Genomic DNA, 23931 nt, shown 5'->3' with positions numbered 1-23931 from the left:
CCGCTACTGCCTACTCCGTATCGGCCGGGCCAAGCTGGTCGATCGTATTGCCAGCCCCGTCGCGCAGCCGTCGCGGTTCCAGCACCGCTGCCGTCTCGACCAGATCAATCGCGCGCATCGCATCGCCGTAACGCTCAGCATCGGCAATCCACGCTTCTGCCTTGTCGGCGCCCGGGAGATTGCGGACTTCCGCGATAGCAGCGTCAACCCGGCCCGATTCAAGGAACTGGCGCGCCCGATCCAGCCGCCTCTCGGGCTGCGGCGAAGGAGTGCTCTCGCGACGGATCACAAACAATTGGCCGATCTCTCGCTGGATATCAGCCCAGGAATCGACGGTGTCGTTCTGGCTGATCTCCGGGCCCAGCCCTTCGAGCCGCGCCAGCAACTGGTCGAGCGTGACCGGCTGGCGCGAGAAGTTGATGATGGTTCGCACCGCATTGGGCAGCGCGTCACCGAACCGCAGCCGCAATTGATCCGCGAGGTATCCGAGTTCCGCGCCGCGTTCGACCGCGCGCCGCGTGGCAAAGGCGATCAGTAAGCCTTCGGCGCGCGCGGCATTGCCCGCAGCCGCCTGGGCCTGGAGGTCGAGCCGGGCGAGGCGTTGCTCGGCCGCGGCCAGGCGCTGATCCAGCCCGCCCTGCTGTTCGGCCACTCGCTCTACCGCCTCGGCAGCTTCCGCTACCTGGGCCGCTTCGCTGGCCGAAGGTGTCGGCGTCGGCGAGGATTCATCTCCCGGTGCATCGCTCGCGACACCCGAAGTCGGTGCAGCGATCGCGACCGGTTCTTCCGTATCGCCCGAACGCCAAGCGAAATACCCGACGATTGCCCCGCCGAGCAGGAACGACGCCACGGCCGCACCGATAATCGGCTGCATCGAAGGACTTTTGCGGCGACTGCCGAATCTCGATTCCATTACAATCCGTTCTACGACCCCATCAGCGCGCCCTCTCCCGACACGCCATGTAACAGGATTAATGGCACATCTCGCGAGCCAAAGCCAAGAGTGCTGTCTCGCGCGGATTAACCGCGCTACGCGCCTCCGCCCAACCATGACCCGTAGCCGCCAGTATTCGCGGACCCATGGCTGCCAGGGCGATCATCTCGCGCGCCAACCCAAGACGGTCGCATTCCGCCGCAAAATGCGCTGCCGAACCGGCAGAGTGCAATAGAACGAGAGACTTATCCGCCAATTCTCTCGCGAATTCTCGCGGCATGGGGAGTTCGAGCGTACGATAGACGACTTGCTCGGAAATGCTCACTCCGGGAGGCGGATTCAGCGCGACATTGCGTTCACCCGTTAGTCGCAACAGGTGTCGCGGCGAGTCCGGCAATGCATCGAGAAGGGACTGCAGCCCGCCCTCGCCGATCTTTTCCACGGCAAAACCGTGAACCTGCGCCATGTCCGCGGTGATCTTGCCAACGGCTAGAACCGGCAAATCGACCAGTTTTCGGAGTTGTGGGCCGGCGAAGCGAAAGGCATTCGCGCTACCCACCAGCAGTCCGTCGAACGAGGTTTCAGCGGGACAATGCCATTCGACAGGCTCCACGTGCGAAAGCGAATAGCCTGAGATTTGAAGACCCAGCGCTTCTCCAGTCTCGATCGTTGCGCTGAGCCCTGGTTCCGGCCGGATCGCGAAGACGCGGGTCATGCCTTGGTCAGTCCGAACACCGGTTTCATCCCCTCGGTCAGCTCGCCGAGCAAATCCTCTCCGAGCTTCATGACCCAGTCGATGGCATCGGCAGCGCCCGCTCCCGCCCGTTCGATTCTCTGGCTCCCGTCAGGGCTGTAGAGCGCGCAGCGGAGTGTCAGCGTCTCATCTTCGAGTGTACTCAGCATTGCCACCGGGCTGCGGCAATCGCCGCCAAGGCTCGCCAGCAGCCTTCGCTCAGCCAAGACTGCGCAGTGACTTGGCCTGTCGTCGATCGCACCGATCAGTCCGCGGGCACGCTCGTCATCGGTGCGACACTCGATCCCGATTGCCCCCTGTTGCGGCGCAGGGAGCCAATCGCCGGGATCAAGCCGCGTGCCGACCCCGCTTTCACCCAGTCGCAACAGGCCGGCCGCCGCCAGCAGCGTGACATCGGCTTCGCCCGCCGCCAGCTTGGAAATCCGGGTTGCTACATTCCCGCGGAAGTTGACGACCTCGCAATCGGGGCGGGCATTGAGCAACTGAGCCGCACGCCGGGGTGCGCTGGTGCCGATCCGGCTGCCAGGAGGTATCTCGCGGATGCTCGCGGCCCCCACCAGCACATCGGCGACGTCCGCGCGCGGCAAGATCGCGGCAATCGACAGCTCATCGGGTCGGAGCGTCTCGACGTCCTTCATCGAGTGGACCGCGCCGTCGATCCGGCCTTCCGCAAGCCATTCGTCGAGCTCCTTGGTCCACAGCGCCTTACCACCGATTTCGGCCAGGGGCCGGTCGCGGATTTTATCACCGCTGGCGAGGACCGGCACGAGTTCGACGCGGTCTTCATCCCAGCCATGCGCTGCGCACAGGCGGGCACGCGCCTCGTAAGCTTGCGCCATGGCAAGGGGGGAGCGCCGTGTGCCGAGGCGCAGATACGGTTCGGGAGAAACAGGATCGGGCATGGATGCGCTTGCCCTAGCTCCGCAATTCCTTAAGGGAAAGCGCCATGAGCACTAACCCCCGGATCGTCCTGGGCATCGAATCCAGTTGCGACGAAACCGCCGTGGCGCTGGTCGATACCGACCGGCGGATCGTGGCGCAGCGGATCGCCTCGCAAGAGGCCGAGCATGCGCCCTATGGCGGGGTTGTGCCTGAAATCGCCGCCCGCGCGCATGCCGAACGGCTCGCGCCGATGATCGAGGCGGTGCTGGACGATGCCGGAGTCGGGCTGGCGGATTGCGCCGCGATCGCCGCGACGGCAGGGCCGGGCCTGATCGGCGGCGTGATGGTCGGGCTGGTGAGCGCCAAGGCGCTGGCGATGGCCTCGGGCACGCCGTTGCTGGCCATCAATCACCTCGAAGGTCACGCGCTGAGCCCGCGGCTCGCCGATCCCGGCCTCGATTTCCCCTATCTGTTGCTACTGGTCTCAGGCGGGCACTGCCAGATTCTGAGCGTTGAGGGTGTCGGTCGATACCGGCGACTGGCGACGACGATCGACGATGCGCTGGGCGAAGCCTTTGACAAGACCGCGAAGATCCTCGGTCTCGGCTACCCAGGCGGCCCGGCGGTCGAAAAGCTGGCGCTCGAAGGCCAAGCCGATGCCGTCTCGCTCCCCCGCCCTATGCTGGGATCGAAAGAGCCGCATTTCTCCTTTGCCGGGCTCAAGAGCGCGGTTCTGCGGGCGCATGAAAGCGGCGAGCATGCGGCGGCAGACATCGCGGCGAGCTTCCAGCAGGCGGCGATCGCCTGCCTCATCGACCGGCTTGACCATGCGCTCGAACAGATCGATGCGCCCCCCAACCTCGTGGTTGCGGGGGGCGTGGCGGCGAACCAGGCCGTGCGCGGCGCGCTTGAGGCCTTCGCGGGCGAGCGAGGCATGGGGTTTTCGGCGCCGCCCATGGCGCTGTGCACCGACAATGCAGCGATGATCGCCTGGGCGGGCTGCGAGCGATTGCCGCTCGGCGAGTTCGCCCCGCTCGATATCGCGGCAAGGCCGCGTTGGCCGCTCGATCCCGAGGCGGAGCCGGTACGCGGCGCAGGAGTGAAAGCATGAGTGAAGGTAGGCAGGATCGGGTTGGAGTGATCGGCGCGGGCGCATGGGGGACGGCACTCGCCCAGATGCTTGCCAGCGACGGCCGCGAAGTGCTGCTCTGGGCGCTCGAAGCCGAACTGGTCGACGAGATCAACCGGCAGCATTCGAATTCGCTCTACCTTCCCTCGGCAAGCCTGTCCGAGAATATCCGTGCGACCAACGATCTCGGCGAATTCGCCAACATCGACACCGTGCTGGCCGTCACTCCGGCCCAGCACCTAGGCTCGGTCCTGGCGGGGCTCGGTCGTGCGCCGAAGGACCTCGTGCTGTGCAGCAAGGGGATCGAGGCCACCAGCGGGCGTCTGATGAATGAAGTCGCGCGCGACGCCCAGCCGAACAGCGATGTTGCCGTGCTCTCCGGCCCGACCTTCGCACATGAAGTCGCAGCAGGCCTGCCGACCGCGGTGACCCTCGCGTGCAGTGGCGGCGAAGCGCAATGGGCTCGGCTGTCGCCCGCCATCGCCCGGCCGACTTTCCGGCCCTACTATTCTGACGACGTGGCGGGGGCCGAGATTGGCGGTTCGATCAAGAACGTACTCGCCATCGCCTGCGGCGTGGTCGAGGGATTGCGCCTGGGCCAGAACGCCCGCGCCGCCCTGATCGCGCGCGGCTATGCCGAGATGCTGCGGTTCGGCGATGCGATGGGCGCACGGGCGGAAACGCTCGCGGGGCTGTGCGGCCTGGGCGACCTTGTGCTGACCTGCTCTTCGACCTCGAGCCGCAATTTCTCGCTCGGTAAGGCGCTGGGCGAAGGCAGCGATGCCAAGGCACTGATGGCCGATCGCCGTACGGTGGCCGAAGGGGCGCACACCGCCCCCGTACTCAAGCGTCTGGCCGAGGAGAAGCGGATTGCTATGCCGATTGTCGATGCGGTCAACGCCATCCTCGATGGCTCCGATCCGGCCCATGTCGTCGTCAGCCTGCTGTCCCGCCCGCTCACTGCCGAGCAAGGCGCGCCTGCGTGAACTCCGACCGATCCGCCCAGTCCGGGCCCGCTGACGGGAAGGACGATATCCAGGCGCTGGCCAAGGGTGGACGGACGAATTTCTTCGGATTCCTGCTGCGGCTCGCGGCAAGGTTGCCCTTCCTGTTCATTGCCGGCCGTCTCTACGGCGCCGATGCGCTGGGTCGTTTCGCCTCGGCGCTGGTGGTCATCGAACTGACCGCGCTAATCTGCTCGATGGGAGAAAAGCGCGGCCTCGCCCAGCGGCTGACCGAGGGCGAAGGTGAGCAGTCGAATCTGGTTTTCGACGGGCTGCTGCTCGCCCTGCTGTTCTCTACTGCGGTTGCCGCAATCCTGTGGTTGTTCCCGGCCCCGATGTTCCCCAACGGGATGAACGGACCGCTGGACAAATGGCTGGTAATCGCGATCCCCGGTTATGCCCTGACCGAGATCCTGCTCGCGGCACAGGCTTATCGCTACGACATCGCCACCACCGTCCGCGCTCGCGCGGTCGTCGAGCCGTGGACGATTTCGATCATGGCGGGCGTGTTCTACTATACCGCCTACCGCGATTCAGGGCTGGCGCTGGCCTATATCTGTTCGATTTTCGCCGGATTTGCGGCGGCGGCCTGGCCTTTCTTGCGCAGCTACGGACTGCCCAAGGGCTGGCGTCCACACCCGATCGCCATGAGCAAGATGACCGCGCGCGCCATGCCGCTCGCGATAGCCGATACGGTGGAGTGGGGGACGCGGCGGCTCGACATCTTCATCCTCGGCTTCTTTGCAGTGCCTGCCGCTGTCGGTGTCTATTACGTCGCGCAGCAGGTCGCGAGCCTGCCGCAGAAGCTCAAGACCAGCTTCGAGCCGATCCTTGGCCCTGTCATCACCCGCAACCTCAAGGAAAAGAACTACTCCGCGATTGCCGCGCAGGTCCGCCAGGTCGGGTTCTGGATTATCGCCGCGCAGGCCGGGATCGCCCTTGCGCTGGGCGTACCGGGCGAAGCGGTGATGGGGCTCGTCGGTCCGAACTTCGTCGGCGGTACCGGAGCGCTCGCCTTCCTGCTGATGGCGGAAGTCGTGGCGGCGACCGCGGTCGTATCGGAGGCGGCGCTGGTCTATGTCGCGCGCAAGCGCAACCTCGCCATATCGCTGGGCACGATTGCCCTGCAGGCCGGGTTGACGATCGGTGCGATGTATCTGGTCGAGCATCTCGGCTATGGCGAACCGTTCAAGGCCGCGGGCGCAGCAATCGCGCTGATGCTGGCGCTGGGCACGGCGAGCCTGGTTAAGGCATGGCTGCTCAGTCGCATTCTCAAGGCACCGGTAAACAATTGGCGCTGGGCGCTGGTCTGGGCCACCGGGCCTGCCGTGGTGGTCGGATTCCTTGCCACGCTGCTGCCGGAATGGATGGAACTGATCTTCGGCATCCCGGCGATACTCGCGACCTATGGCTTCGTGATCTGGCATCGCGGTTTCGGCCCGGAAGACCGTGTCCTGTTCCGTCGCAACATCAGCGGCGGCAGCGATGAAAGTGCTGCGCCGCAGACCTGACGATTCGTCGCAAGCAGGGAACGTTCAGTCGCCGTTCAGCGCCCGAGGCGGAGCTTGGCCTTGTCGCGGGACTGGCTCAGATTCCCCCATAACCGTGCTGGTTCCGCGACAAATGATAATACGTAATATCATGACAAATCACGGGATGAGGAGGTACATTGTGGGACTGAACTTCGGAATACCCGCCACAGAGCACAGCCGCAGCTTGAAATCCGGCACCATCGCAATCTCGCTCGCCGCATTGCTGCTCGCTTCCTGTGCCAGCCAACAGGGCGAGCAGATCGTCGTGACAGGCAGCAGGGTCGATGAGAAGGCCGCCGGACAGAACGCTCCTCCGCCGCCCCCTCCCCCGCCACCTCCGCCTCCGTCATCGCCCTCCTATGCCTCCGTCGCGAACGAAGCCGTCGCCGATGCCGCGATGGGTCGCCACAGCTATGTTCCGCCAGTCATCGTTCCTGGTGAACCCAATCGCGAACGCTACGACGGCGAAGAAGTATCCCCGGTAAAGCTCGCCCAGGTCGAGCCGGTCTCGACCTTCTCGGTCGACGTCGACACGGGCGCCTATGCCAATACGCGTCGCTTCCTGACCCAGGGTCAGCTCCCGCCGCGCCATGCCGTGCGCACCGAGGAGATGATCAACTACTTCCGCTACGACTATCCCGCGCCGGAGGATCGCTCGCAGCCCTTCACGGTAACGACCGACGTCGCCAAGACGCCGTGGAATGCGAATACCTATCTGATGCGGATCGGCCTGCGCGGCTATGACATCGCCCACAGCGAGCGTCTCCCAGCGAACCTCGTGTTCCTGATGGACGTCTCGGGCTCGATGAACAGCCCCGACAAGCTGCCGCTGGTCAAGACTGCGCTGGCAGGACTAGCCAACGAGCTCTCGCCCAAGGACAAGGTTTCGATCGTCGTTTACGCCGGTGCGGCCGGGCTCGTGCTCGAGCCGACCAGCGACGCGCGCAAGATCAAGGCCGCACTCGACAGCCTCCAGGCAGGCGGCTCAACCGCGGGTGGGGCGGGCCTGCAACTCGCCTACAACATTGCCGAAGACAATTTCATCAAGGGCGGCGTCAATCGCGTGCTGCTCGCCACCGATGGCGATTTCAACGTCGGCATTTCCGATCGCGACGCGCTGGTCGAATTGATCGAGAAGAAGCGCGACAGCGGGATCACGCTGACCACGCTGGGCTTCGGAACCGGCAATTACAACGAAGCGATGATGGAACAGATCGCTGATCACGGTAATGGCAATTACGCCTACATCGACAGTGCGCTCGAAGCCCAGAAGGTGCTGGGCGACGAGATGAACTCGACGCTGTTCACGATCGCCCAGGATGTGAAGATCCAGGTCGAATTCAACCCGGCCGTCGTTTCCCAGTATCGCCTGGTCGGCTACGAGAACCGCGCGCTGCGCGAAGAGGATTTCGACAACGACAAGGTTGATGCGGGCGAGATCGGCGCCGGGCACCAGGTGACTGCGATCTACGAAATCGTGCCAGCCGGGACCAAGGGCTGGATCTCGCCGCGCCGCTATGAGGACAAGCCCTCGGGCGCAGCCACCAGCCGCATGGCGGAGGCCGCGCATGTGAAGCTCCGCTACAAGCTGCCGGGCGGATCGACCTCCAAGCTGATCGACTATGTCGTGCCGCGCAGCGCATTGCTCAACGCACGGCAACCGAGCGGCGACTTTGCCTTCGCCACTTCGGTCGCGGCTTTCGGCCAGCTCCTGCGCGGAGACGAGTTGATGATGAACTTCGGATTCGACGACATCGACCGGCTGGCAGGCAGCCAGCGCAATTACTGGCGCCAGGAGTTCCTGCGCCTCAACGATGTCGCGCGCAGCATGAAGGGCGAACGCAGCGGCGGGTAAGCGGTAACAATACCCTTCCCGTATGGCCGTGCTCTGGCTAGGGCACGGCCATGCCTGTTCGTCCAACCCTTGCCATAATCGCGGGTGCAGTAATCAGCGGCGCGATCGCGCTTACTGGAGCGCGCAACACCGATGCGGCGATGGCCGAGCGATTGACCGATGAGGCCGCGGCCGCAATCGCGGAGGTGGGTGGATCGAGAGTTTCGGCCAGTTTCACCAATGAACTCGGCTGGCCGACCCGGCATCCATTGCTCTCGGGCGGCGAGCCGCTCGACGAAGGGACGCGTGACCGCATCGCGAAGGCGGTTGCCGCGATACCCGGTGTCGGCGGAATCAGCTGGTCCGATGGCACGGTGATGGCAGAAGCGGGCGTGGTCCCGCTGTCCCCGCTCCATTGCCAGGATGACGTCAACGCGCTGCTCCGCGCACGCACAATCCGGTTCGAAGAAGGTTCGAGCGGGATCGATCCAGCCAGCCGCGAATTGCTCGATGAAGTCGCGGCGGCGCTGCGTCCGTGTCTCGGCAGCATTATTTCGATCACCGGCCACACCGATGCTTCGGGGCCCGAGCCGGGGAACATCGAATTGTCGCGTGAACGAGCCCGCGCAGTGCAATCGGCCTTGATCGCGCGCGGTATCCCTGCTGACGGCTTGCGCGCCAGCGGGATCGGATCGAAAGAACCGGTGGAAGGCTTGCAGCCAGATGACCCCGCCAACCGCCGGATCGAATTCGCTGTGGTAGCAACCACCCCCCTGCAACCCACGCCGGTCGATACGCCCGGCCCGCGCTGAAGAAGAAGCGGAAGGAAACCGATGCCGATCTGGGCCGAAGTTCTTGTTCTGACGCTGGCTGCCTATGCGCTGGGCATCGGCATCGGCTGGCTGTTATGGGGCCGCGGAGCCCCGAACGAGGAGTAATTCGCTCATGCCCGAGTTGATCGAAGCCTACTGGCCCTTTCTGCTTGTCGCGCTGGCCATCGGGATCGCGGTGGCGTGGTTCGTGTTCGTTTCGACCCGCCGCGCATCGGTGGCGCTCGAGCGCAAGGACGTGCTCGACGAAGGTGCGGAGCGCGCGGCCCGCAATGAAGCGCTCATCAACGCGCCAGCGGCGTCCGCGAACCTTTCCAGCGCCGCCAATACGCAGGAAGTCGCGCATGCCAGTGCCACTGCCGACGCCGAAGCGGGGGCGCAGGTCGTCCCGACCGCCGCAACGGGCGACGACCTGACCCGGATCAAGGGGCTCGGCCCCAAGCTCGCCGCGCTGCTCAACACGCTGGGCGTTTCGACCTACGCGCAGATCGCGGCCTGGGACGATGCCGAGATCGACCGGATCGACGCGCAGCTCGGTCGCTTCGAAGGGCGCATCCGGCGAGACAGCTGGGTCGAACAGGCCAAGCTGCTGGCAGCAGGTGACGAGAGCGGCTTCACTGCGAAATTCGGCCAAAACGGATAAAAGTTGGGAACCTTCTCACCCCTTGCCGGTTTCCACCTGATTGGTGGAACATAATGGAGGGGACCGGCCATGACCCAGCCGAAGATCCTGGTAGCTGAAGACGAGTTCATCATCGCGTTCGATCTGTGCGACACGGTCGAAGAAGCAGGCTTCGATGTGGAAGGTCCCCATACCGGAATTTCCTCGGCCATGCTGGCCTATCAGAAAGAGAAACCCGATCTCGCCATCCTCGACGTCGAGCTTGACGATGGCAATGTGTTCCCCCTCGCGCAGAAGCTAATCGAGGAAGACATCCCGGTGATCTTCCACTCGGGCCAGTTCTCGAGCGACGAGGTCAAGAAGCGTTTCCCGCATGCGCACACGCTGAGCAAACCCTGCCCCCCTTCTGTGATGTTAAAAACAGTCAACAAGGCACTCGCCGCGCACTGAACGTGGCGGGCCCCGAGCCCTTCGGTCTTTCAACTTCCGGCACCATTCTCTATCGCGTGAGACGCAGCGCGCACGCAGCGCGCGTGAGAGGATCGCCGCATGCCCAAAACCTCGCCCACCCCCTGGCTCGCTGGCCTGGCGCTGGCTTTTGCTCCCGCTGGTACACTCGCCCAGGAGGATGCGCCCCCTGCCGCTGCCGAGCGCCCGCACTTCAGCGAAAGCATTGGCCAGGGTGGCAGGCCGATTGGCGCCGCGTGGTCGCGCAGCCCGGTCCATGCCGAGCACGGCATGGCAGCGACCGCGCATCCGCTCGCAACTCAGGTCGCGCTCGACGTACTCAAGAGTGGCGGCAACGCCGTCGACGCCGCCATCGCCGCGAATGCCGCGCTCGGGTTGATGGAGCCGACCGGCAACGGGATCGGCGGCGATCTGTTCGCAATAATTCTCGACCCTAGGACTGGCAGGCTGCACGGCATCAACGGTTCCGGCCGCAGCCCGAAAGGCCAGACGCTCGATCAGCTCATGGCAAAGCTGAACGGGGCCGATGCCCTGCCCCCTTCCGGTGCGCTTCCGGTCACGATGCCCGGAACCGTCGACGCGTGGTTTGCCATGCACGAACGGTTCGGATCGAAGCCGATGAGCGAGATTCTCGCGCCCACGGTCACATATGCCCGCGAAGGGCATCCGGTCGCGCCGATCATCGCAAGCTATTTCGCGCGGTCGGTTCCGCGTTTCGAACAGTGGGCGCGAGACCACGGTCTCGACTGGTCCAATGCCAAAGAGACGTGGTTCGCGGCGGGACCGCCCCAGGCGGGCGCGATCTTCAAGAACCCCGACCTTGCCGAAACGCTCGAGACGATCGGGCGCGACGGCCGCGACGCCTTCTACCGCGGCCCCTTGGCGCAGGTGATGGTCGATTACCTCCGGCGGCAGGGCAGTGCCTACACGCTGGAAGATTTCGCCAGCCACAAGAGCGACTGGATCGAGCCGACCTGTGTGACCTATCGCGACGGCTACGAATTGTGCGAACTGCCGCCCAACGGCCAGGGCTTTGCGGCGCTGCAGATGGTCAACATCCTCAAACACGTGGACCTGCGCCAGTGGGAGCGCGGCTCGCCCGAAGTGCTGCACTACATCACCGAGGCCAAGCGGCTCGCCTATGCCGACGTCGCGCGTTACTACGCCGATCCGGAGTTCTCACCCTTCCCGGTCGAGTTGCTGAGCGAATCCTATGGTGCCGCCCGCTTTGCCCTGATCGATCCCGCGCGCGCCACCCCCGAATTCCAGCCCGGCGAGATCGAAGTCGAACCCAGGCTGGAGGGTGAAGGCGACACCACCTACATGACCGTCGCCGACAAGGACGGGATGATGGTGAGCCTGATCCAGTCGAACTATCGCGGCATGGGCAGCGGCCTTACGCCAGACGGCCTCGGCTTCATGTTCCAGAACCGCGGCGAACTCTTCAGCCTCGATCCCGACCATCCCAACGCCTACGAGCCGGGAAAACGACCATTCCAGACCATCATCCCCGCCTTCGTGAAAAAGGATGGCAAGCCGTGGATGAGTTTCGGCCTGATGGGCGGCGGCATGCAGCCGCAGGGCCATGTCCAGATCCTGATCAATATCGTCGATTATGGCATGGACCTGCAGGAGGCAGGCGATGCTGCGCGGCTCAACCACGATGGCGGTCGCCAGCCGACCGAACCCCTGACCGGGCCGTCGGCCGATCCCCTCGGGACCCTTCATGTCGAGCCAGGCATTTCCGAGGCAACCATCGCCCGGCTTCGGGCAATGGGCCACAAGGTCGAGGTGGTGGAGGATGGCATCATGTTCGGCGGCTACCAGGCGATCGCCCGCGATGCGCAAAGCGGCGTCTACACCGGCGCCACCGAAATGCGGAAGGACGGGCAGGCAAGCGGCTATTGATTTGCAGGCCGCACACTGCTCTTGCTCCGCGCGGCCCAAGCTGCGAAAGGGGCCGCGAATTTAGTTACAGGAGAAACCAGTGGCCGGAATGGTCCCCTTCAACTGGGAAGATCCCTTCGATCTCGAAAGCCAGCTGACCGAAGAAGAGCGGATGATCCGCGATGCGGCGCATGGCTTTGCCCAGGACGAGCTGCAACCCCGAATTATCAAGGCCTTCGCCGACGAGATCGACGCGCCTGAGCTGTTCCCGTTGATGGGCCAGGCCGGCTTGCTCGGTGCGACCGTGCCCGAGGAATATGGCGGTGCCGGCGCCTCCTACGTCGCCTATGGCCTGATTGCGCGCGAGATCGAGCGGGTCGATTCGGGCTATCGCTCGATGGCTTCGGTCCAGTCATCGCTCGTGATGTATCCGATCCATGCCTATGGCTCGGAGGAGCAGCGCCGCAAGTACCTCCCCGGTCTCGCCTCGGGCGAACTGATCGGCTGCTTCGGCCTGACCGAACCCGATGCCGGTTCCGATCCGGGCGCGATGAAGACCTACGCCAAGCAGGATGGCGACGGTTATTCGATCTCGGGTTCCAAGACCTGGATTTCGAATGCGCCATTCGCAGACGTGTTTGTCGTCTGGGCGAAGAGCGAGGCACACGGCGGCGCGATCCGCGGCTTCGTCCTCGAGAAGGGCATGGCCGGACTTTCCGCCCCGAAGATCGAGGGCAAGATTTCGCTGCGCGCTTCGACCACCGGCATGATCGTGATGGACGAGGTCAAGGTCGGCGCCGATGCGCTGTTGCCCGAAGTGCAGGGCCTGAAGGGTCCGTTCGGCTGTCTCAACCGTGCGCGCTACGGCATCAGCTGGGGCGCATTGGGTGCAGCGGAATTCTGCATGCACGCCGCGCGCCAATATGGGCTCGACCGCAAGCAGTTCGGCGTGCCGCTTGCCAGCAAGCAGATCTACCAACTCAAGCTCGCCAACATGCTGACCGACATCGCGCTCGGCCTGCAGGGCTCGCTGCGGGTCGGCCGATTGATGGACGAGGGTCGCTTTGCGCCCGACATGATCAGCGTGGTCAAGCGCAACAATGTCGGCAAGGCGCTCGAAATCGCGCGCCACGCCCGCGACATGCACGGCGGCAACGGCATCAGCGAGGAATACCAGGTCATCCGGCACATGGTGAACCTCGAGACGGTCAACACCTACGAGGGTACGCATGACGTCCATGCCCTGATCCTCGGCCGCGGTATCACGGGCATCCCGGCGTTTTGATGCAGGGCGGAGCGCGCATGCTGTCCTACGCTGCCACCTTGTGGCAGGAAGCGGCGATGCGCTCTCCGGTTTCCCGCGATGCAGGCCGTTTCCAATGGCGCCGTGCGACCCGCGTGAGGGCGCCCTTTTTTGGCGCCATGAACCGTGTTCCAAGTGTTCCATCCAGTAGGATTTCGGCACAATGAAGCTCTACGGATATTATCGCAGTTCGACCTCCTACCGCCTGCGCATCGCGCTGGAACTAAAGGGGATCGCGTTCGAGAATATCCCGGTTAACCTGCTCCAATCCGAACAGAAGGGTGCGGCCTATACGAGCCGCAACCCCTTCGGCTCGGTGCCGATGCTGGAAGCCGACGGGCGCGACCGCGCGCAATCGATGGCGCTGATCGAATGGCTCGACGAGGCCCATCCTGAGCGCCCGCTCCTGCCCGCAGATCTGGAAGATCGCTACACCGCGCGCGAACTGGCCTATGCCATTGCGACCGAGCTGCATGCGCCACTTAACCTGCCGGTGCTCAAATATCTGAAGAACCCGCTCGGTCATTCGCAGGATGAGATCGACACCTGGTATCGCCACTGGCTCGCCCGCACGCTCGGACCTGTCGAACAGCGCCTGGCACAGCTGGGCACCGGCGATTTCCTGTTCGACCGCCCCGGCTTTTTCGAGGTCGTGCTGCTGCCGCAGGTCTACAACGCGCGCCGCTTCAGTTTCGACTTCGGCGACAAGCCGCATATCGAGCGGATCGAAGCCGCTTGCCTCGCGCTGCCGGAATTCCAGCGCGCGCACCCTGACAATCAACCGGATAATCCAGAGAGGTCTCAATGAAACTCGCCACGCTCAAGGACGGCACTCGCGACGGAAAGCTGGTCGTCGTCTCGAAGGACCTCACCCGCTACTGCGCCGCCGACAACATCGCGCCGACGCTGCAGGCGGCGCTCGACAATTGGGAAGAGGTTGCGCCCAAGCTTGAAGTGCTTGCCATGGATGTGGAGCATGAAGCGGTGCCGTGCGAGCGCTTTCACGAGCGGGAGGCGCATTCGCCCCTGCCCCGCGCCTATCAATGGGCCGATGGCAGCGCCTACATCAATCACGTCGAACTGGTGCGCAAAGCGCGCGACGCCGAGGTGCCCGAGAGCTTCTATCACGATCCGCTGATGTATCAGGGCGGCAGCGACAGCTTCCTCGCTCCGCGCGAGGACATCCCGCTGGGTGACGTCGCCTGGGGCTGCGACATGGAAGGCGAAATTGCGGTCATCACCGACGACGTGCCAATGGGTGTTTCGGCGGAAGATGCCGCCGGTCACATCAAGCTGGTCATGCTGGTCAATGACGTATCGCTGCGCGGCCTGATCCCGGGCGAACTCGCCAAGGGGTTCGGCTTCTTCCAGTCAAAGCCGGCGAGCGCCTTCTCGCCCGTCGCGGTGACGCCTGACGAGCTGGGCGATGCGTGGAAGGACAGCCTGATCCACCTGCCGCTGATGGTCGATTACAATGGCGCAGCGTTCGGCCGCGCAGAGGTCGGCGTCGATGCGACCTTCAACATGGCGCAGCTCGTCGCCCATGCGGCCAAGACCCGCAAGCTCGCCGCGGGCACGATCATCGGCTCGGGCACGATCAGCAACAAGGGCGAAGATGGCGGACCGGGCAAGCCGGTCAGCGAAGGTGGCCTTGGCTATTCCTGCATCGCGGAGATCCGCATGATCGAGACGATCTACGAGGGCTCGCCCAAGACCCGCTTCATGCGCCCAGGCGATACGGTGCGCGTCGAGATGCGCGACAAGGCGAACCATTCGATCTTCGGCGCGATCGAGCAGAAGGTGGTCGAAGCCTGACCGGCTAGAGTTCGCGCATCCAGAACTGCAGGGGCTTGGGCGTTTCGGCATCCTCGCCATGGTCCTGCCAGGCGATCTGGCAGGTGAGGCCTTCGACTTTCTCGTAACTCCGCCCGCGCCAGAAGGCATCGAGCGGACGGTAGCCTTGAGGTTTCGCCGGGTGGTCTTGGGGCCGGATAACTCCGGCAAACATCGAGAACTTCGCCTCGCTTGCCCGCGCATGCGCCTCGCGATGGTCGAAGAAGGCATGCCCCAGTCCGCGACCGCGATACTCGGGCAGGAGGACGCTCTCGCCGAAGTAGAAGATCTCTTCAGGATCCAGGCCATAGGCCGCGACCGGCTCGCGGATTTCGGATTCCTGCGCGACGAGCGGTGATGCGGTCGATGCGCCGACGATCTGATCGCGCTCACAGGCCGTGACCAGCACGGCATCCGGGGCGGCGGCGAAGGCGCGGAGATAGTCTTCCTCATAAGCGAGATCGCCGGAATAGAGGTATGGCCACTCAGCAAAGACCGCGATCCGCAAGCGGGCAAGCGCCGGGATGGCGTGTTCGATTGCCGCTCCGGTCAATACTTCGAGCTTCAAGCCTTGAGCCTCGCCGCATGCCAGGCGACATGCTCGGCCATGAAGGTCGAGATGAAATAATAGGAGTGGTCGTAGCCTTCCTGCATGCGGATTTCGGCGTCGATCCCGGCGTTCTCGCAAGCCTCGGCAAAGCGATGCGTTTGTAGCTGGTCGTCGAGGAAATTGTCAGCCGTGCCTTGGTCGACGAGGATGTGATCGTGCCTGGCACCATCCTCGATCAATGCGCAGGCGTCATATTCGCGCCAGGCCGTGCGGTCCTCTCCGAGATATCGGCCCAAAGCCTTTTTGCCCCACGGCACCTGGCTGGGCGCGACGATCGGGCTGAAGGCGCTGATGGAGCGGAAGCGTTCGGGGTTGCGGAGGCCGACCGTCAGCGCACCATGTCCGCCCATCGAATGGCCGGTGATCCCTTGCCGCTCCATATCGACCGGGAAATTGGCGGCAATTACTTCCGGCAGTTCGCGCTCGATGTAGCTGCGCATCCGGTAATGCTTGCGCCACGGCTCGCGGGTCGCATCGACATAAAAGCCCGCGCCTTTGCCAAAATCGTATTCATCCGCCGCGTCGGGCACGTCATCGCCGCGCGGCGAAGTATCGGGCGCAACGAATATCACGCTATGTTCGGCGCAGGCGGCGCGAAACTCGCCCTTCTCGGTCACGTTCGCATGAGTACAGGTGAGGCCCGAGAGATACCACAACACCGGCAGCTTAGCGCCGCTCGCGCGGTCGGGGACGAAGACCGAGAAAGTCATGTCCGTCCCGGTCTCTTCGGACGCATGCGAATAGACGCCCTGCACCCCGCCGAAGGCCTTGTTTTCGCTGACAGTCTCGAGCGCCATCATGCCTCCTTCTTGGGTATTGCGGCCACGACCGGCTCGTGCCCCCAGTGGCGGGTCAACCGCAGGATGTGTTCGCCCGGCAACCCCACCGTGGCAGTGTTGCGCAGCGGATGGACATTGACGCGATCCGCTTCAGACAGGGCCTGGTCCAGAACCAGCGTGATGGCACCGGGCGCCGCATTGATCATCGCCAGCGGCGTGACCGACCCCGGCTCGATCCTGATCAGGCGTATCATATCTTCCGCCTTGCCAAAGCTCACCCGCTTGCAACCGATCGCATGCGGCAAGGCCTTGAGGTCGACCGGATCGTCGGAAGGAACCGTTACCAGCAAAAAATCACCAGCAGCGTCCTTCAGGAACAGGTTCTTGGTGTGCTCGCCAGGTATGCCCGCCTTGATCCCACGACTTTCCTCGACCGTGAACACGGCCTCATGTTCGTGGTTTTCGTAGGCGATCCGCAACGCGTCCAGATCGGACCAAAGCTTTTCTTCACCTTCCATGCGTCAAATCTCGACAGCGACAGTCGCTGTCGCCGGATCGCCGGTATTCGGCATCTCCTTCGGGTCGATCAGCAACAGTTTGACCTCACCCTTGCGCGCGCAAGGGCGATGCTCGGTCGCGCGCGGAACGACGATCAACTCGCCCTCCCCCAGAACTTCGGTCCGGTCGCGAAACTCCATCTCGAGTTCGCCTGCGAGCACCAGGAACAGTTCGTCCGTATCCTCGTGGCTGTGCCAGAGGAACTCGCCCTCGACCTTCACCAATCGCACTTCATTGTCGTTATAGCGCGCGACGATGCGCGGCGCCCAATGATCCTCGAAGCGGGACAGCTTCTCCGCAAGATTGATCTTCGTCGCCATCAAAAGACGACCACGCCGCGGATGCTCTCGCCCGCATGCATCAGGTCGAAGCCCTTGTTGATCTCCTCGAGGCTGAGCACGTGGGTGATCATCGGGTCGATCTGGATCTTGCCGTCCATGTACCAGTCGACGATCTTGGGCACGTCGGTGCGGCCCTTTGCCCCGCCGAAGGCCGTGCCGCGCCAGTTGCGACCCGTGACGAGTTGGAACGGGCGAGTGGCGATTTCCTTGCCCGCCTCGGCAACGCCGATGATGACGCTGGTGCCCCAACCACGATGGCAACATTCGAGCGCGGTCCGCATCACCTCGGTATTGCCGGTGGCGTCGAAGGTGTAGTCGGCTCCGCCATCGGTCATCTCGACAACCTTGGCGACGATATCGTCGCGGCTCATGCCCTTGGTGTTGAGGAAGTCGGTCATGCCGAATTTGCGGCCCCATTCCTCGCGGTCGCCATTGATATCGATGCCGATGATCTTGTTCGCGCCCGCGAGCCGTGCGCCCTGGATTACGTTGAGACCGATCCCGCCGAGGCCGAAGACGACGACATTGTCGCCGACCTGCACCTTGGCGGTGTTCGTTACGGCACCAACACCGGTGGTAACACCGCAGCCGATGTAGCAGCTGGTTTTGAAGGGTGCGTCCGCGCGGATCTTGGCGACCGCGATCTCGGGCAACACGGTGAAGTTCGAGAAGGTCGAACACCCCATGTAGTGGAAGATCGTCTCGCCCTTGTAGCTGAAGCGGCTGGTGCCATCGGGCATCAGCCCCTTGCCCTGCGTCGCGCGGATCGCGGTGCACAAATTGGTCTTGCCGCTGAGGCACGACTTACACTGGCGGCATTCAGGAGTGTAAAGCGGGATTACGTGATCGTCCTGCGCCACGCTGGTGACACCGGGGCCGACCTCGCGCACCACGCCGGCCCCCTCATGTCCGAGGATGGAAGGGAAGATACCCTCGCTGTCGAAGCCGTCGAGAGTGTAGGCGTCGGTGTGGCAAATGCCGGTCGCCATGATCTCGACCAACACCTCGCCTTCCTTCGGGCCCTCAAGGTCGACCTCGACGATTTCGAGCGGTTTCTTGGCTTCAAAGGCGACGGCGGCGCGGGTCTTCATAGCTGGCTCCCTGATGGCAAACTGCCATTCAGGGAGACATCAGCCCCGCACCTCCGTCAAGTCAAACCTGCCGAGAAAGCGGCATCAGAAGCCAAGGCTTTCCTTGACAGTAGCGTTGACGATTTCGCCCTTGTGGACGTTCAGCCCTTCCATCAGGTGCGGATCCTGTTCGCAAGCCGCAATGCCGTGGTTCGCAAGCGCCAGGCCGAATGGCAGCGTGGCGTTGTTGAGCGCATAGCTGGACGTCAGCGGCACTGCGCCCGGCATGTTGGCGACGCAGTAATGGATGATGCCATCGACTTCATAAGTCGGATTTTCATGCGTGGTCGGCTTCGAAGTCTCGAAGCAGCCGCCCTGGTCGATCGCGACATCGACGAGGACCGCGCGATCTTTCATCGTCCCGAGCATTTCTCGAGTGACAAGGTGCGGCGCCGCTGCGCCAGGGATCAGCACCGCGCCGACGACGACATCGGCTTCGGCGACCGCGTCTTCGATCGTCGACATGGTCGAATAGCGGGTCGAGGCGCGCCCCTGGAACATCTCGTCGAGCTGGCGCAGGCGCGGCAACGACTTGTCGAAAATTTCGACATTTGCGCCGAGGCCAACTGCCATGCGCGCGGCATGGGTGCCGACCACGCCGCCGCCGAGTACCACGACTTTGGCCGGCAGCACCCCGGGCACGCCGCCCATCAAGGTCCCGCGCCCGCCATTGTTGGCACGCAGGGCCATGCCGCCCGCTTCGATCGAAAGGCGCCCGGCGACTTCGCTCATCGGGGCGAGCAGCGGCAAGCCTCCGCCGGGAGCGGTCACGGTTTCATAAGCGACCGCAGACGCGCCCGATTCCATCAGCCCGCGGGCCTGGTCGGGATCGGGGGCGAGATGCAGATAGGTGTAGAGGATCTGGCCTTCGCGCAACTGCACCCATTCGTTGGGCTGCGGTTCCTTGACCTTCACGATCATGTCGGCCCTCGCGAACACCTCTTCGGCGGTATCGACGATCTCGGCACCGCATTTGCGGTAATCATAATCGGTCTTGGCGATGCCCTTGCCGGCGCCGGCCTCGACAATAACCTTGTGCCCGGCTGCGCAATATTCGCGCGCCGCTTCGGGGGTCAGGCCGACACGGTATTCGTGGTTCTTGATTTCCTTGGGTACGCCAACAAGCATGGGATCTCTCCTAATTCCCTAACCCACGCAGAATACAGGCAATCGAGCCTTGTTTCTCATCAAAGAGTGGTGATAATTGGAACAATAATGGGCAATATCTGCGTAGAGGGCGATTATCTTGCAGCTTTCCATCAACCAACTCGACGCTATTGACCGCAAGCTGCTCGAAGCATTGGCGGAAAACGGCCGCGCTTCGCACCAGCAACTGAGCGAGTCGATTGGCCGTTCACCGACCGCGATCGCGCGGCGACAGCGCCAGCTGGAGGACAGCGGGATCATTCGCGGATACTCCGCCGACATGGACCTGGCGGGTCTGGGGTATGGCGTCACCATTCACCTCAAGATCACGCTCGCCAGTCAGAGCAACGAGATGCTCGATGCCTTCGAACGGGCGATCGCCGCGAGCCCATCGGTCATACAGTGCGACCTGATGTCCGGCAGCGACGATTATTACGTCACGGTGATGGTTCGCTCGCTCGATCACTTTGCGCAGATCCACCGCGACGAACTGTCACGCTTGCCCGGCGTGGTTCGTATGGAGTCGGGCTTCGTGCTGAGGAAAGTCGTCGAACCGCGCCTGCCGCCTGGCTGGGCCGATTGAAAGCCGAGAAAAGCTCGCTATCTGGTTGCAATCGAAATCAAGCGCCGCCATGCGCCGCGCATTCCCCGGCCCAAAGCTCAAAAGGATCCCCCATGTCGAACTACCCCCAGCTCAAGATGCTCATCAATGGCGAATGGGTTGCAGAGGGCGGCGACGGGACAATGGAGGTCATCAACCCGGCGACCGAAGAAGTCTTGGGCCTGATGCCGAAGGCTTCGAGCGAACAGCTCGATGCAGCGCTTGCTGCCGCCGATGAAGGCTTCCGCGTATGGAGCGCCAAGCCCGCGATTGAACGCTTTAACGTGCTCCGCCGGGCAAGCGACTTGATCCGCGAGCGCAAGGACGCAATTGCGCGGATCATCACCGCCGAAATGGGCAAGCCGATGGCTCAATCGCTCGGCGAAGTCGCCAGTGCCGCGGACGTGATCGATTTCCAGGCTGAAGAGGCCAAGCGCGCGGGTGGCCGCATGGTGCCGCCGCGCAGCGCGCATATCCTGTCGCAGCAGGTTCACCACATCCCGGTCGGCCCGTCCGTGCTGCTCACGCCGTGGAACTTCCCGGTCAACCTTCCCGCGCGCAAGCTCGGCGGCGCGCTCGCCGCAGGCTGTTCGGTCATTCTCAAGCCGGCCGAAGATACGCCCGCCACCGCTCAATTACTGGTCGAGACCTTGGTCGATGCCGGCGTTCCCAAGGGTGTCGTCAACCTTGTCTACGGCGATCCGGGCAAGGTTTCCGAACATCTCATCGCCTCTCCCGTGACCCGCAAGGTGTCCTTCACCGGTTCGACGGCGGTCGGGAAGCACCTTGGCGCCCTTGCCGCTCAGGGCATGAAACGCTTCACCCCCGAACTCGGCGGACATGCGCCCGTGATCGTGTCGGAGAATGCCGACTTCGCCACCGCCGTTGCCAATTGTGCGACGGTCAAGTTCCGCAACGCCGGGCAGGTCTGCGTTTCGCCGACCCGTTTCCTCGTCGCGCGCAGCATCTACGACAAGTTCGTGGCGGAGTTCACCGAGCGGGTGAAGACGATCAAGGTCGGCGACGCCGGTGCGGATGACACCGTGGACATGGGCCCCCTCGCCCATGCCCGCCGTATCCCGGCGATGGATCACATCCTGGGTGATCTCGGCGGCAATCGCGGCGAGATCCTCACCGGTGGCAAGGCGATCGAAGGGCGCGGATTCTTCTACGAACCGACCGTTGTCGCAGCTCCGGCGGCCGACAGCCGGCTGATGAATGAGGAGCCGTTCGGTCCGATCGCCGGCATCGTCCCGTTCGACGATCTCGAAGATGCCGTGGCGACCGCCAACTCTCTGCGCTACGGCCTTGCCGCATACGCCTTCACCACCTCGCAGGACGAAAGCTATTACCTCGGCAAAGCGCTGCATGCCGGGATGGTTGCGATCAATCACCTGATTGTCGCTTCACCTGAAACGCCGTTTGGCGGCATCGGCGACAGCGGTTTCGGCTCTGAAGGCGGTGTCGAGGGTTACCTTGGCTACACCGACACCAAGTTCGTGACGGTGGCGAAGTCCCGTTAGTTAGTCGCCCAACGCGAGCACGCGTTCAAACACGCGCAGCAACCGGTGTCCGGCACGCATCGGCCTGATCCGGCCAAAAGTCGCACGCCGTAAAGACAGATCTTCTATCGCCACGGTCCTGCCGAATAGGTCAGGCCCGCTCGACCGATATGTCGGACGCTCCATTTGTGGAATTCCCCCGAATCGCTCCCGTAAAGTGGAGGGCACTCTAATCTTGTGGAAAAACCTGTCGAGTCAGAAGTCGTAACGCAAATTCAGCGGCTTCTATGGGCACTTTTTGGTCGGACTTTCCGCCCCCAAGGGCTGGCCACCGGCTTTCCGGTAGCTGCAAGTGCTCCGAAAACGACTCGGGCGCGACTCGCGCGCTCCTGGTCAGGTTTGGCAGCCGGGATCGAGCGATTGGCGACAATGAACCGCCCGAGAGGCAAATTTTCTTCCAAGACGACGTGGCGCAAAATGGGCATGACGCCGCGAGGCAACACCGATCGCAAGTCTGCCAAGCCATTGAATCTCCGATTAAGTCTCTCGATCAAGGGAAAATCCTGAAATTTCCGTGAGTCGATATCAATTATCTCCAAGAATCAATCTATTGCGGGAAATCTCCCGACCTACCCAGATGGGTAATTTTACATGACAGTCCAGTAACTTAGCGCAGTCTCCACTCTATTGACTCGCCTCCCTCCCCACCTAACATCCGATTAACCAAAGAAATGGCGGGCGTGTTCGGTCTGTACCGAAACCTCGCAACGCCAAATCGCCCTCGGGCCGCTTTTCGAATGTATGGGGTACAGAAAAGGGTCGTCTTCAGCCGACATGCAGCGGCAGCATTTGCGCCGCTCCTGCCGACTTTCTCCCAAATGTTCGATCGAACGTAGCTGACATAACAGGCGGCACGCCAAGCCGTCGGGGTCGAGTTGTTGTTCGCGCGCGGGACGCAGCCCGCGAGAGTGGAGAGAGAAAATGGCTGAATTCCAGTATGTCGATGGCGACGGCGAAGTCTATTACGACCTTACCGAAACCGGTAACGATGCAACCATCGATAGCGCGATATTTCGCACTCTCTCGGCTGAGGGTTCTTCTGGTACCGGCCTGATCCAGGCTTTCGTTCGAGTCCAGGCCACGGGTACGGAGCAAGGCTACAACACAGACGGCCGCGGTGTACCCTACGACGAAAATAGCTCACCACAGTTCACGACATCGCTGCTGCTGAGCGACGTACCGATCGTCGAAATCGACGGCACTTCCTATTACGAGTTCAGGCTCGATATCAACGAGGCGAACAGCACACCGCTTCTGTCGCTTAATGAACTCAAGCTCTATACCACGACCAATCCGAATTTGACGGCCGAACTCGGCTCTGCTGCCTTCGATGCAGCCACGACCCCGATCTGGGATCTCGACGACCAGAATCTCGACGGCACCGACGATACTGACAACACCCTATTGCTCGACTATTCGCTTCAGGCCGGCAGCGGCAAGTCGGACATGTTCTTCTACATACCGGTTGATGATTTTGGCGGTGCCGATCCGGAAACCACCAACGTCCTGCTTTATTCGGAGTTCGGCACCACCGGCACCCTCGACGATACTGACGGCGGTGACTTCGCCGGCGGTGGATCGGGCGTAGGATTATGGGGCGACTACACCTCGGAATCCGGGTTTGAGGAGTGGTCGGTGTCAAAGGTCGCCGATGGCGTCTTGACCGGTTTCAAATGGGACGACCTCGACGGCGACGGCATGTGGGACGTCGCCATGGGAGAGGACTCCGGCGAAGAAGGTATCGGGGATTTCTGGCTCAAGTATTCCTACACTACCGGGAATGGCAACAATGCGATCCTCCACGAAGGGGTCGTCAATACGAATTCCATTGGCCAGTATTTCATCCCATTGGTTGACGGGAACAATCAGGATTACACGGTAACGATTACCGAGCTTGGATTTGCGCTCGAAATTCCAGTCAATGACAACCCTCTCGATCCAGCCAATTATACCCTCGAAGGTTGGGCGTTCACCTTTGACGGAGATGGTACGCTCGACGGGGTGACCCAAGTTATCATCGACAAGGATCTCGAAGGGTTGCCCGAGGGTGAGTTCCAGGTAACCGAGCAGCTCAACTTCGGTAATGTCGAGTACGGCTCGATCTCGGGCACCAAGTTCGTCGATGGCGACGGCGATCTTGAGACGACGGATGACCAGAGCGCCTATACCGAGGCGGGCGGGTGGACGATCTA

At 63.1% G+C, this 23931-nt stretch carries 23 protein-coding genes; 14 read left to right on the top strand and 9 right to left on the bottom strand.

Features of this window, described 5'->3' with window-relative positions; all coding sequences use genetic code 11:
• Positions 1 to 10: 10 nt before the first annotated feature.
• The 3 genes from P7228_RS10585 to hemC are packed head-to-tail and all read right to left on the bottom strand — an operon-like array spanning position 11 to position 2590.
• Positions 11 to 913 (bottom strand): MICOS complex subunit MIC60, encoded by a 903-nt coding sequence (locus P7228_RS10585; protein ID WP_278015209.1) that lies wholly within the window; start codon positions 911 to 913, stop codon positions 11 to 13.
• A gap of 58 nt (positions 914 to 971) precedes the next feature.
• Positions 972 to 1649, bottom strand: coding sequence for a uroporphyrinogen-III synthase (locus P7228_RS10580; protein ID WP_278015208.1), 678 nt, complete (start codon positions 1647 to 1649; stop codon positions 972 to 974).
• The gene (gene hemC, locus P7228_RS10575) at positions 1646 to 2590 is read right to left on the bottom strand and encodes a hydroxymethylbilane synthase (protein WP_278015207.1); all 945 of its coding nucleotides are present in this window, start codon (positions 2588 to 2590) and stop codon (positions 1646 to 1648) included. Before hemC ends, P7228_RS10580 begins: the two co-directional genes overlap by 4 nt.
• Positions 2591 to 2634: 44 nt before the next feature.
• Between hemC and tsaD the strand changes: the two genes are divergently transcribed.
• The 11 genes from tsaD (at position 2635) to P7228_RS10520 (ending at position 14994) form a co-directional block, all read left to right on the top strand.
• Positions 2635 to 3681 carry a tRNA (adenosine(37)-N6)-threonylcarbamoyltransferase complex transferase subunit TsaD gene (tsaD, locus tag P7228_RS10570; RefSeq protein ID WP_278015206.1) on the top strand — a complete coding sequence of 349 codons (1047 nt, stop codon included), beginning with the start codon at positions 2635 to 2637 and terminating at the stop codon, positions 3679 to 3681.
• Positions 3678 to 4685: an NAD(P)H-dependent glycerol-3-phosphate dehydrogenase gene (locus P7228_RS10565; protein ID WP_278015205.1), complete on the top strand. Its 1008-nt coding sequence runs from the start codon at positions 3678 to 3680 to the stop codon at positions 4683 to 4685. The genes tsaD and P7228_RS10565 overlap by 4 nt, the downstream gene beginning before the upstream one ends.
• A complete protein-coding gene (locus tag P7228_RS10560; RefSeq protein ID WP_278015204.1) occupies positions 4682 to 6214 on the top strand; it encodes a lipopolysaccharide biosynthesis protein in 1533 nt (510 codons plus the stop codon). Before P7228_RS10565 ends, P7228_RS10560 begins: the two co-directional genes overlap by 4 nt.
• 160 nt (positions 6215 to 6374) lie before the next feature.
• Positions 6375 to 8090 carry a vWA domain-containing protein gene (locus P7228_RS10555; protein ID WP_347402836.1) on the top strand — a complete coding sequence of 572 codons (1716 nt, stop codon included), beginning with the start codon at positions 6375 to 6377 and terminating at the stop codon, positions 8088 to 8090.
• Between the two features lie 50 nt (positions 8091 to 8140).
• Positions 8141 to 8881 carry an OmpA family protein gene (locus P7228_RS10550; protein ID WP_278015203.1) on the top strand — a complete coding sequence of 247 codons (741 nt, stop codon included), beginning with the start codon at positions 8141 to 8143 and terminating at the stop codon, positions 8879 to 8881.
• A gap of 133 nt (positions 8882 to 9014) precedes the next feature.
• Complete coding sequence (locus tag P7228_RS10545; RefSeq protein WP_278015202.1) at positions 9015 to 9542, top strand: hypothetical protein; 528 nt, start codon at positions 9015 to 9017, stop codon at positions 9540 to 9542.
• Between the two features lie 69 nt (positions 9543 to 9611).
• Entirely contained in the window at positions 9612 to 9971 is a 360-nt protein-coding gene (locus P7228_RS10540) for a response regulator (protein WP_278015201.1), read from the top strand.
• A 99-nt stretch (positions 9972 to 10070) separates the two neighbouring features.
• Positions 10071 to 11897 (top strand): gamma-glutamyltransferase family protein, encoded by a 1827-nt coding sequence (locus P7228_RS10535; protein WP_278015200.1) that lies wholly within the window; start codon positions 10071 to 10073, stop codon positions 11895 to 11897.
• Positions 11898 to 11985: 88 nt separating this feature from the next.
• Positions 11986 to 13161 (top strand): acyl-CoA dehydrogenase, encoded by a 1176-nt coding sequence (locus P7228_RS10530; protein WP_278017751.1) that lies wholly within the window; start codon positions 11986 to 11988, stop codon positions 13159 to 13161.
• A 181-nt stretch (positions 13162 to 13342) separates the two neighbouring features.
• Entirely contained in the window at positions 13343 to 13987 is a 645-nt protein-coding gene (gene maiA, locus P7228_RS10525) for a maleylacetoacetate isomerase (RefSeq protein WP_278015199.1), read from the top strand.
• Positions 13984 to 14994: a fumarylacetoacetate hydrolase family protein gene (locus P7228_RS10520; RefSeq protein ID WP_278015198.1), complete on the top strand. Its 1011-nt coding sequence runs from the start codon at positions 13984 to 13986 to the stop codon at positions 14992 to 14994. The genes maiA and P7228_RS10520 overlap by 4 nt, the downstream gene beginning before the upstream one ends.
• 4 nt (positions 14995 to 14998) lie before the next feature.
• On the opposite strand, the gene P7228_RS10515 is transcribed toward P7228_RS10520, so the two are convergent.
• From P7228_RS10515 to ald, 6 genes are all read right to left on the bottom strand, one after another.
• A complete protein-coding gene (locus tag P7228_RS10515) occupies positions 14999 to 15580 on the bottom strand; it encodes a GNAT family N-acetyltransferase (RefSeq protein WP_278015197.1) in 582 nt (193 codons plus the stop codon).
• Positions 15577 to 16419, bottom strand: coding sequence for an S-formylglutathione hydrolase (gene fghA / locus P7228_RS10510; RefSeq protein WP_278015196.1), 843 nt, complete (start codon positions 16417 to 16419; stop codon positions 15577 to 15579). The genes P7228_RS10515 and fghA overlap by 4 nt, the downstream gene beginning before the upstream one ends.
• Entirely contained in the window at positions 16419 to 16919 is a 501-nt protein-coding gene (locus tag P7228_RS10505) for a prolyl-tRNA synthetase associated domain-containing protein (protein ID WP_278015195.1), read from the bottom strand. Before P7228_RS10505 ends, fghA begins: the two co-directional genes overlap by 1 nt.
• A gap of 3 nt (positions 16920 to 16922) precedes the next feature.
• Entirely contained in the window at positions 16923 to 17279 is a 357-nt protein-coding gene (locus P7228_RS10500) for a cupin domain-containing protein (RefSeq protein ID WP_278015194.1), read from the bottom strand.
• On the bottom strand, positions 17279 to 18391 hold the full coding sequence (locus tag P7228_RS10495) for an S-(hydroxymethyl)glutathione dehydrogenase/class III alcohol dehydrogenase (protein ID WP_278015193.1): 1113 nt from the start codon (positions 18389 to 18391) through the stop codon (positions 17279 to 17281). The genes P7228_RS10500 and P7228_RS10495 overlap by 1 nt, the downstream gene beginning before the upstream one ends.
• A gap of 84 nt (positions 18392 to 18475) precedes the next feature.
• The gene (gene ald, locus P7228_RS10490) at positions 18476 to 19558 is read right to left on the bottom strand and encodes an alanine dehydrogenase (RefSeq protein WP_278015192.1); all 1083 of its coding nucleotides are present in this window, start codon (positions 19556 to 19558) and stop codon (positions 18476 to 18478) included.
• A gap of 118 nt (positions 19559 to 19676) precedes the next feature.
• Between ald and P7228_RS10485 the strand changes: the two genes are divergently transcribed.
• The 3 genes from P7228_RS10485 to P7228_RS10475 form a co-directional block, all read left to right on the top strand.
• On the top strand, positions 19677 to 20159 hold the full coding sequence (locus P7228_RS10485; protein WP_278015191.1) for an Lrp/AsnC family transcriptional regulator: 483 nt from the start codon (positions 19677 to 19679) through the stop codon (positions 20157 to 20159).
• A gap of 92 nt (positions 20160 to 20251) precedes the next feature.
• Positions 20252 to 21700 carry an NAD-dependent succinate-semialdehyde dehydrogenase gene (locus tag P7228_RS10480; RefSeq protein ID WP_278015190.1) on the top strand — a complete coding sequence of 483 codons (1449 nt, stop codon included), beginning with the start codon at positions 20252 to 20254 and terminating at the stop codon, positions 21698 to 21700.
• 960 nt (positions 21701 to 22660) lie between these two features.
• Positions 22661 to 23931: hypothetical protein (locus P7228_RS10475; protein WP_278015189.1), on the top strand; the 1271-nt coding region annotated here is incomplete at its 3' end.

Source organism: Altererythrobacter sp. CAU 1644 (assembly GCF_029623755.1).
In the GTDB taxonomy this organism is placed as follows: Bacteria; Pseudomonadota; Alphaproteobacteria; order Sphingomonadales; family Sphingomonadaceae; genus Erythrobacter; species Erythrobacter arenosus.
This window is presented reverse-complemented; position numbering and strand designations above follow the sequence as displayed.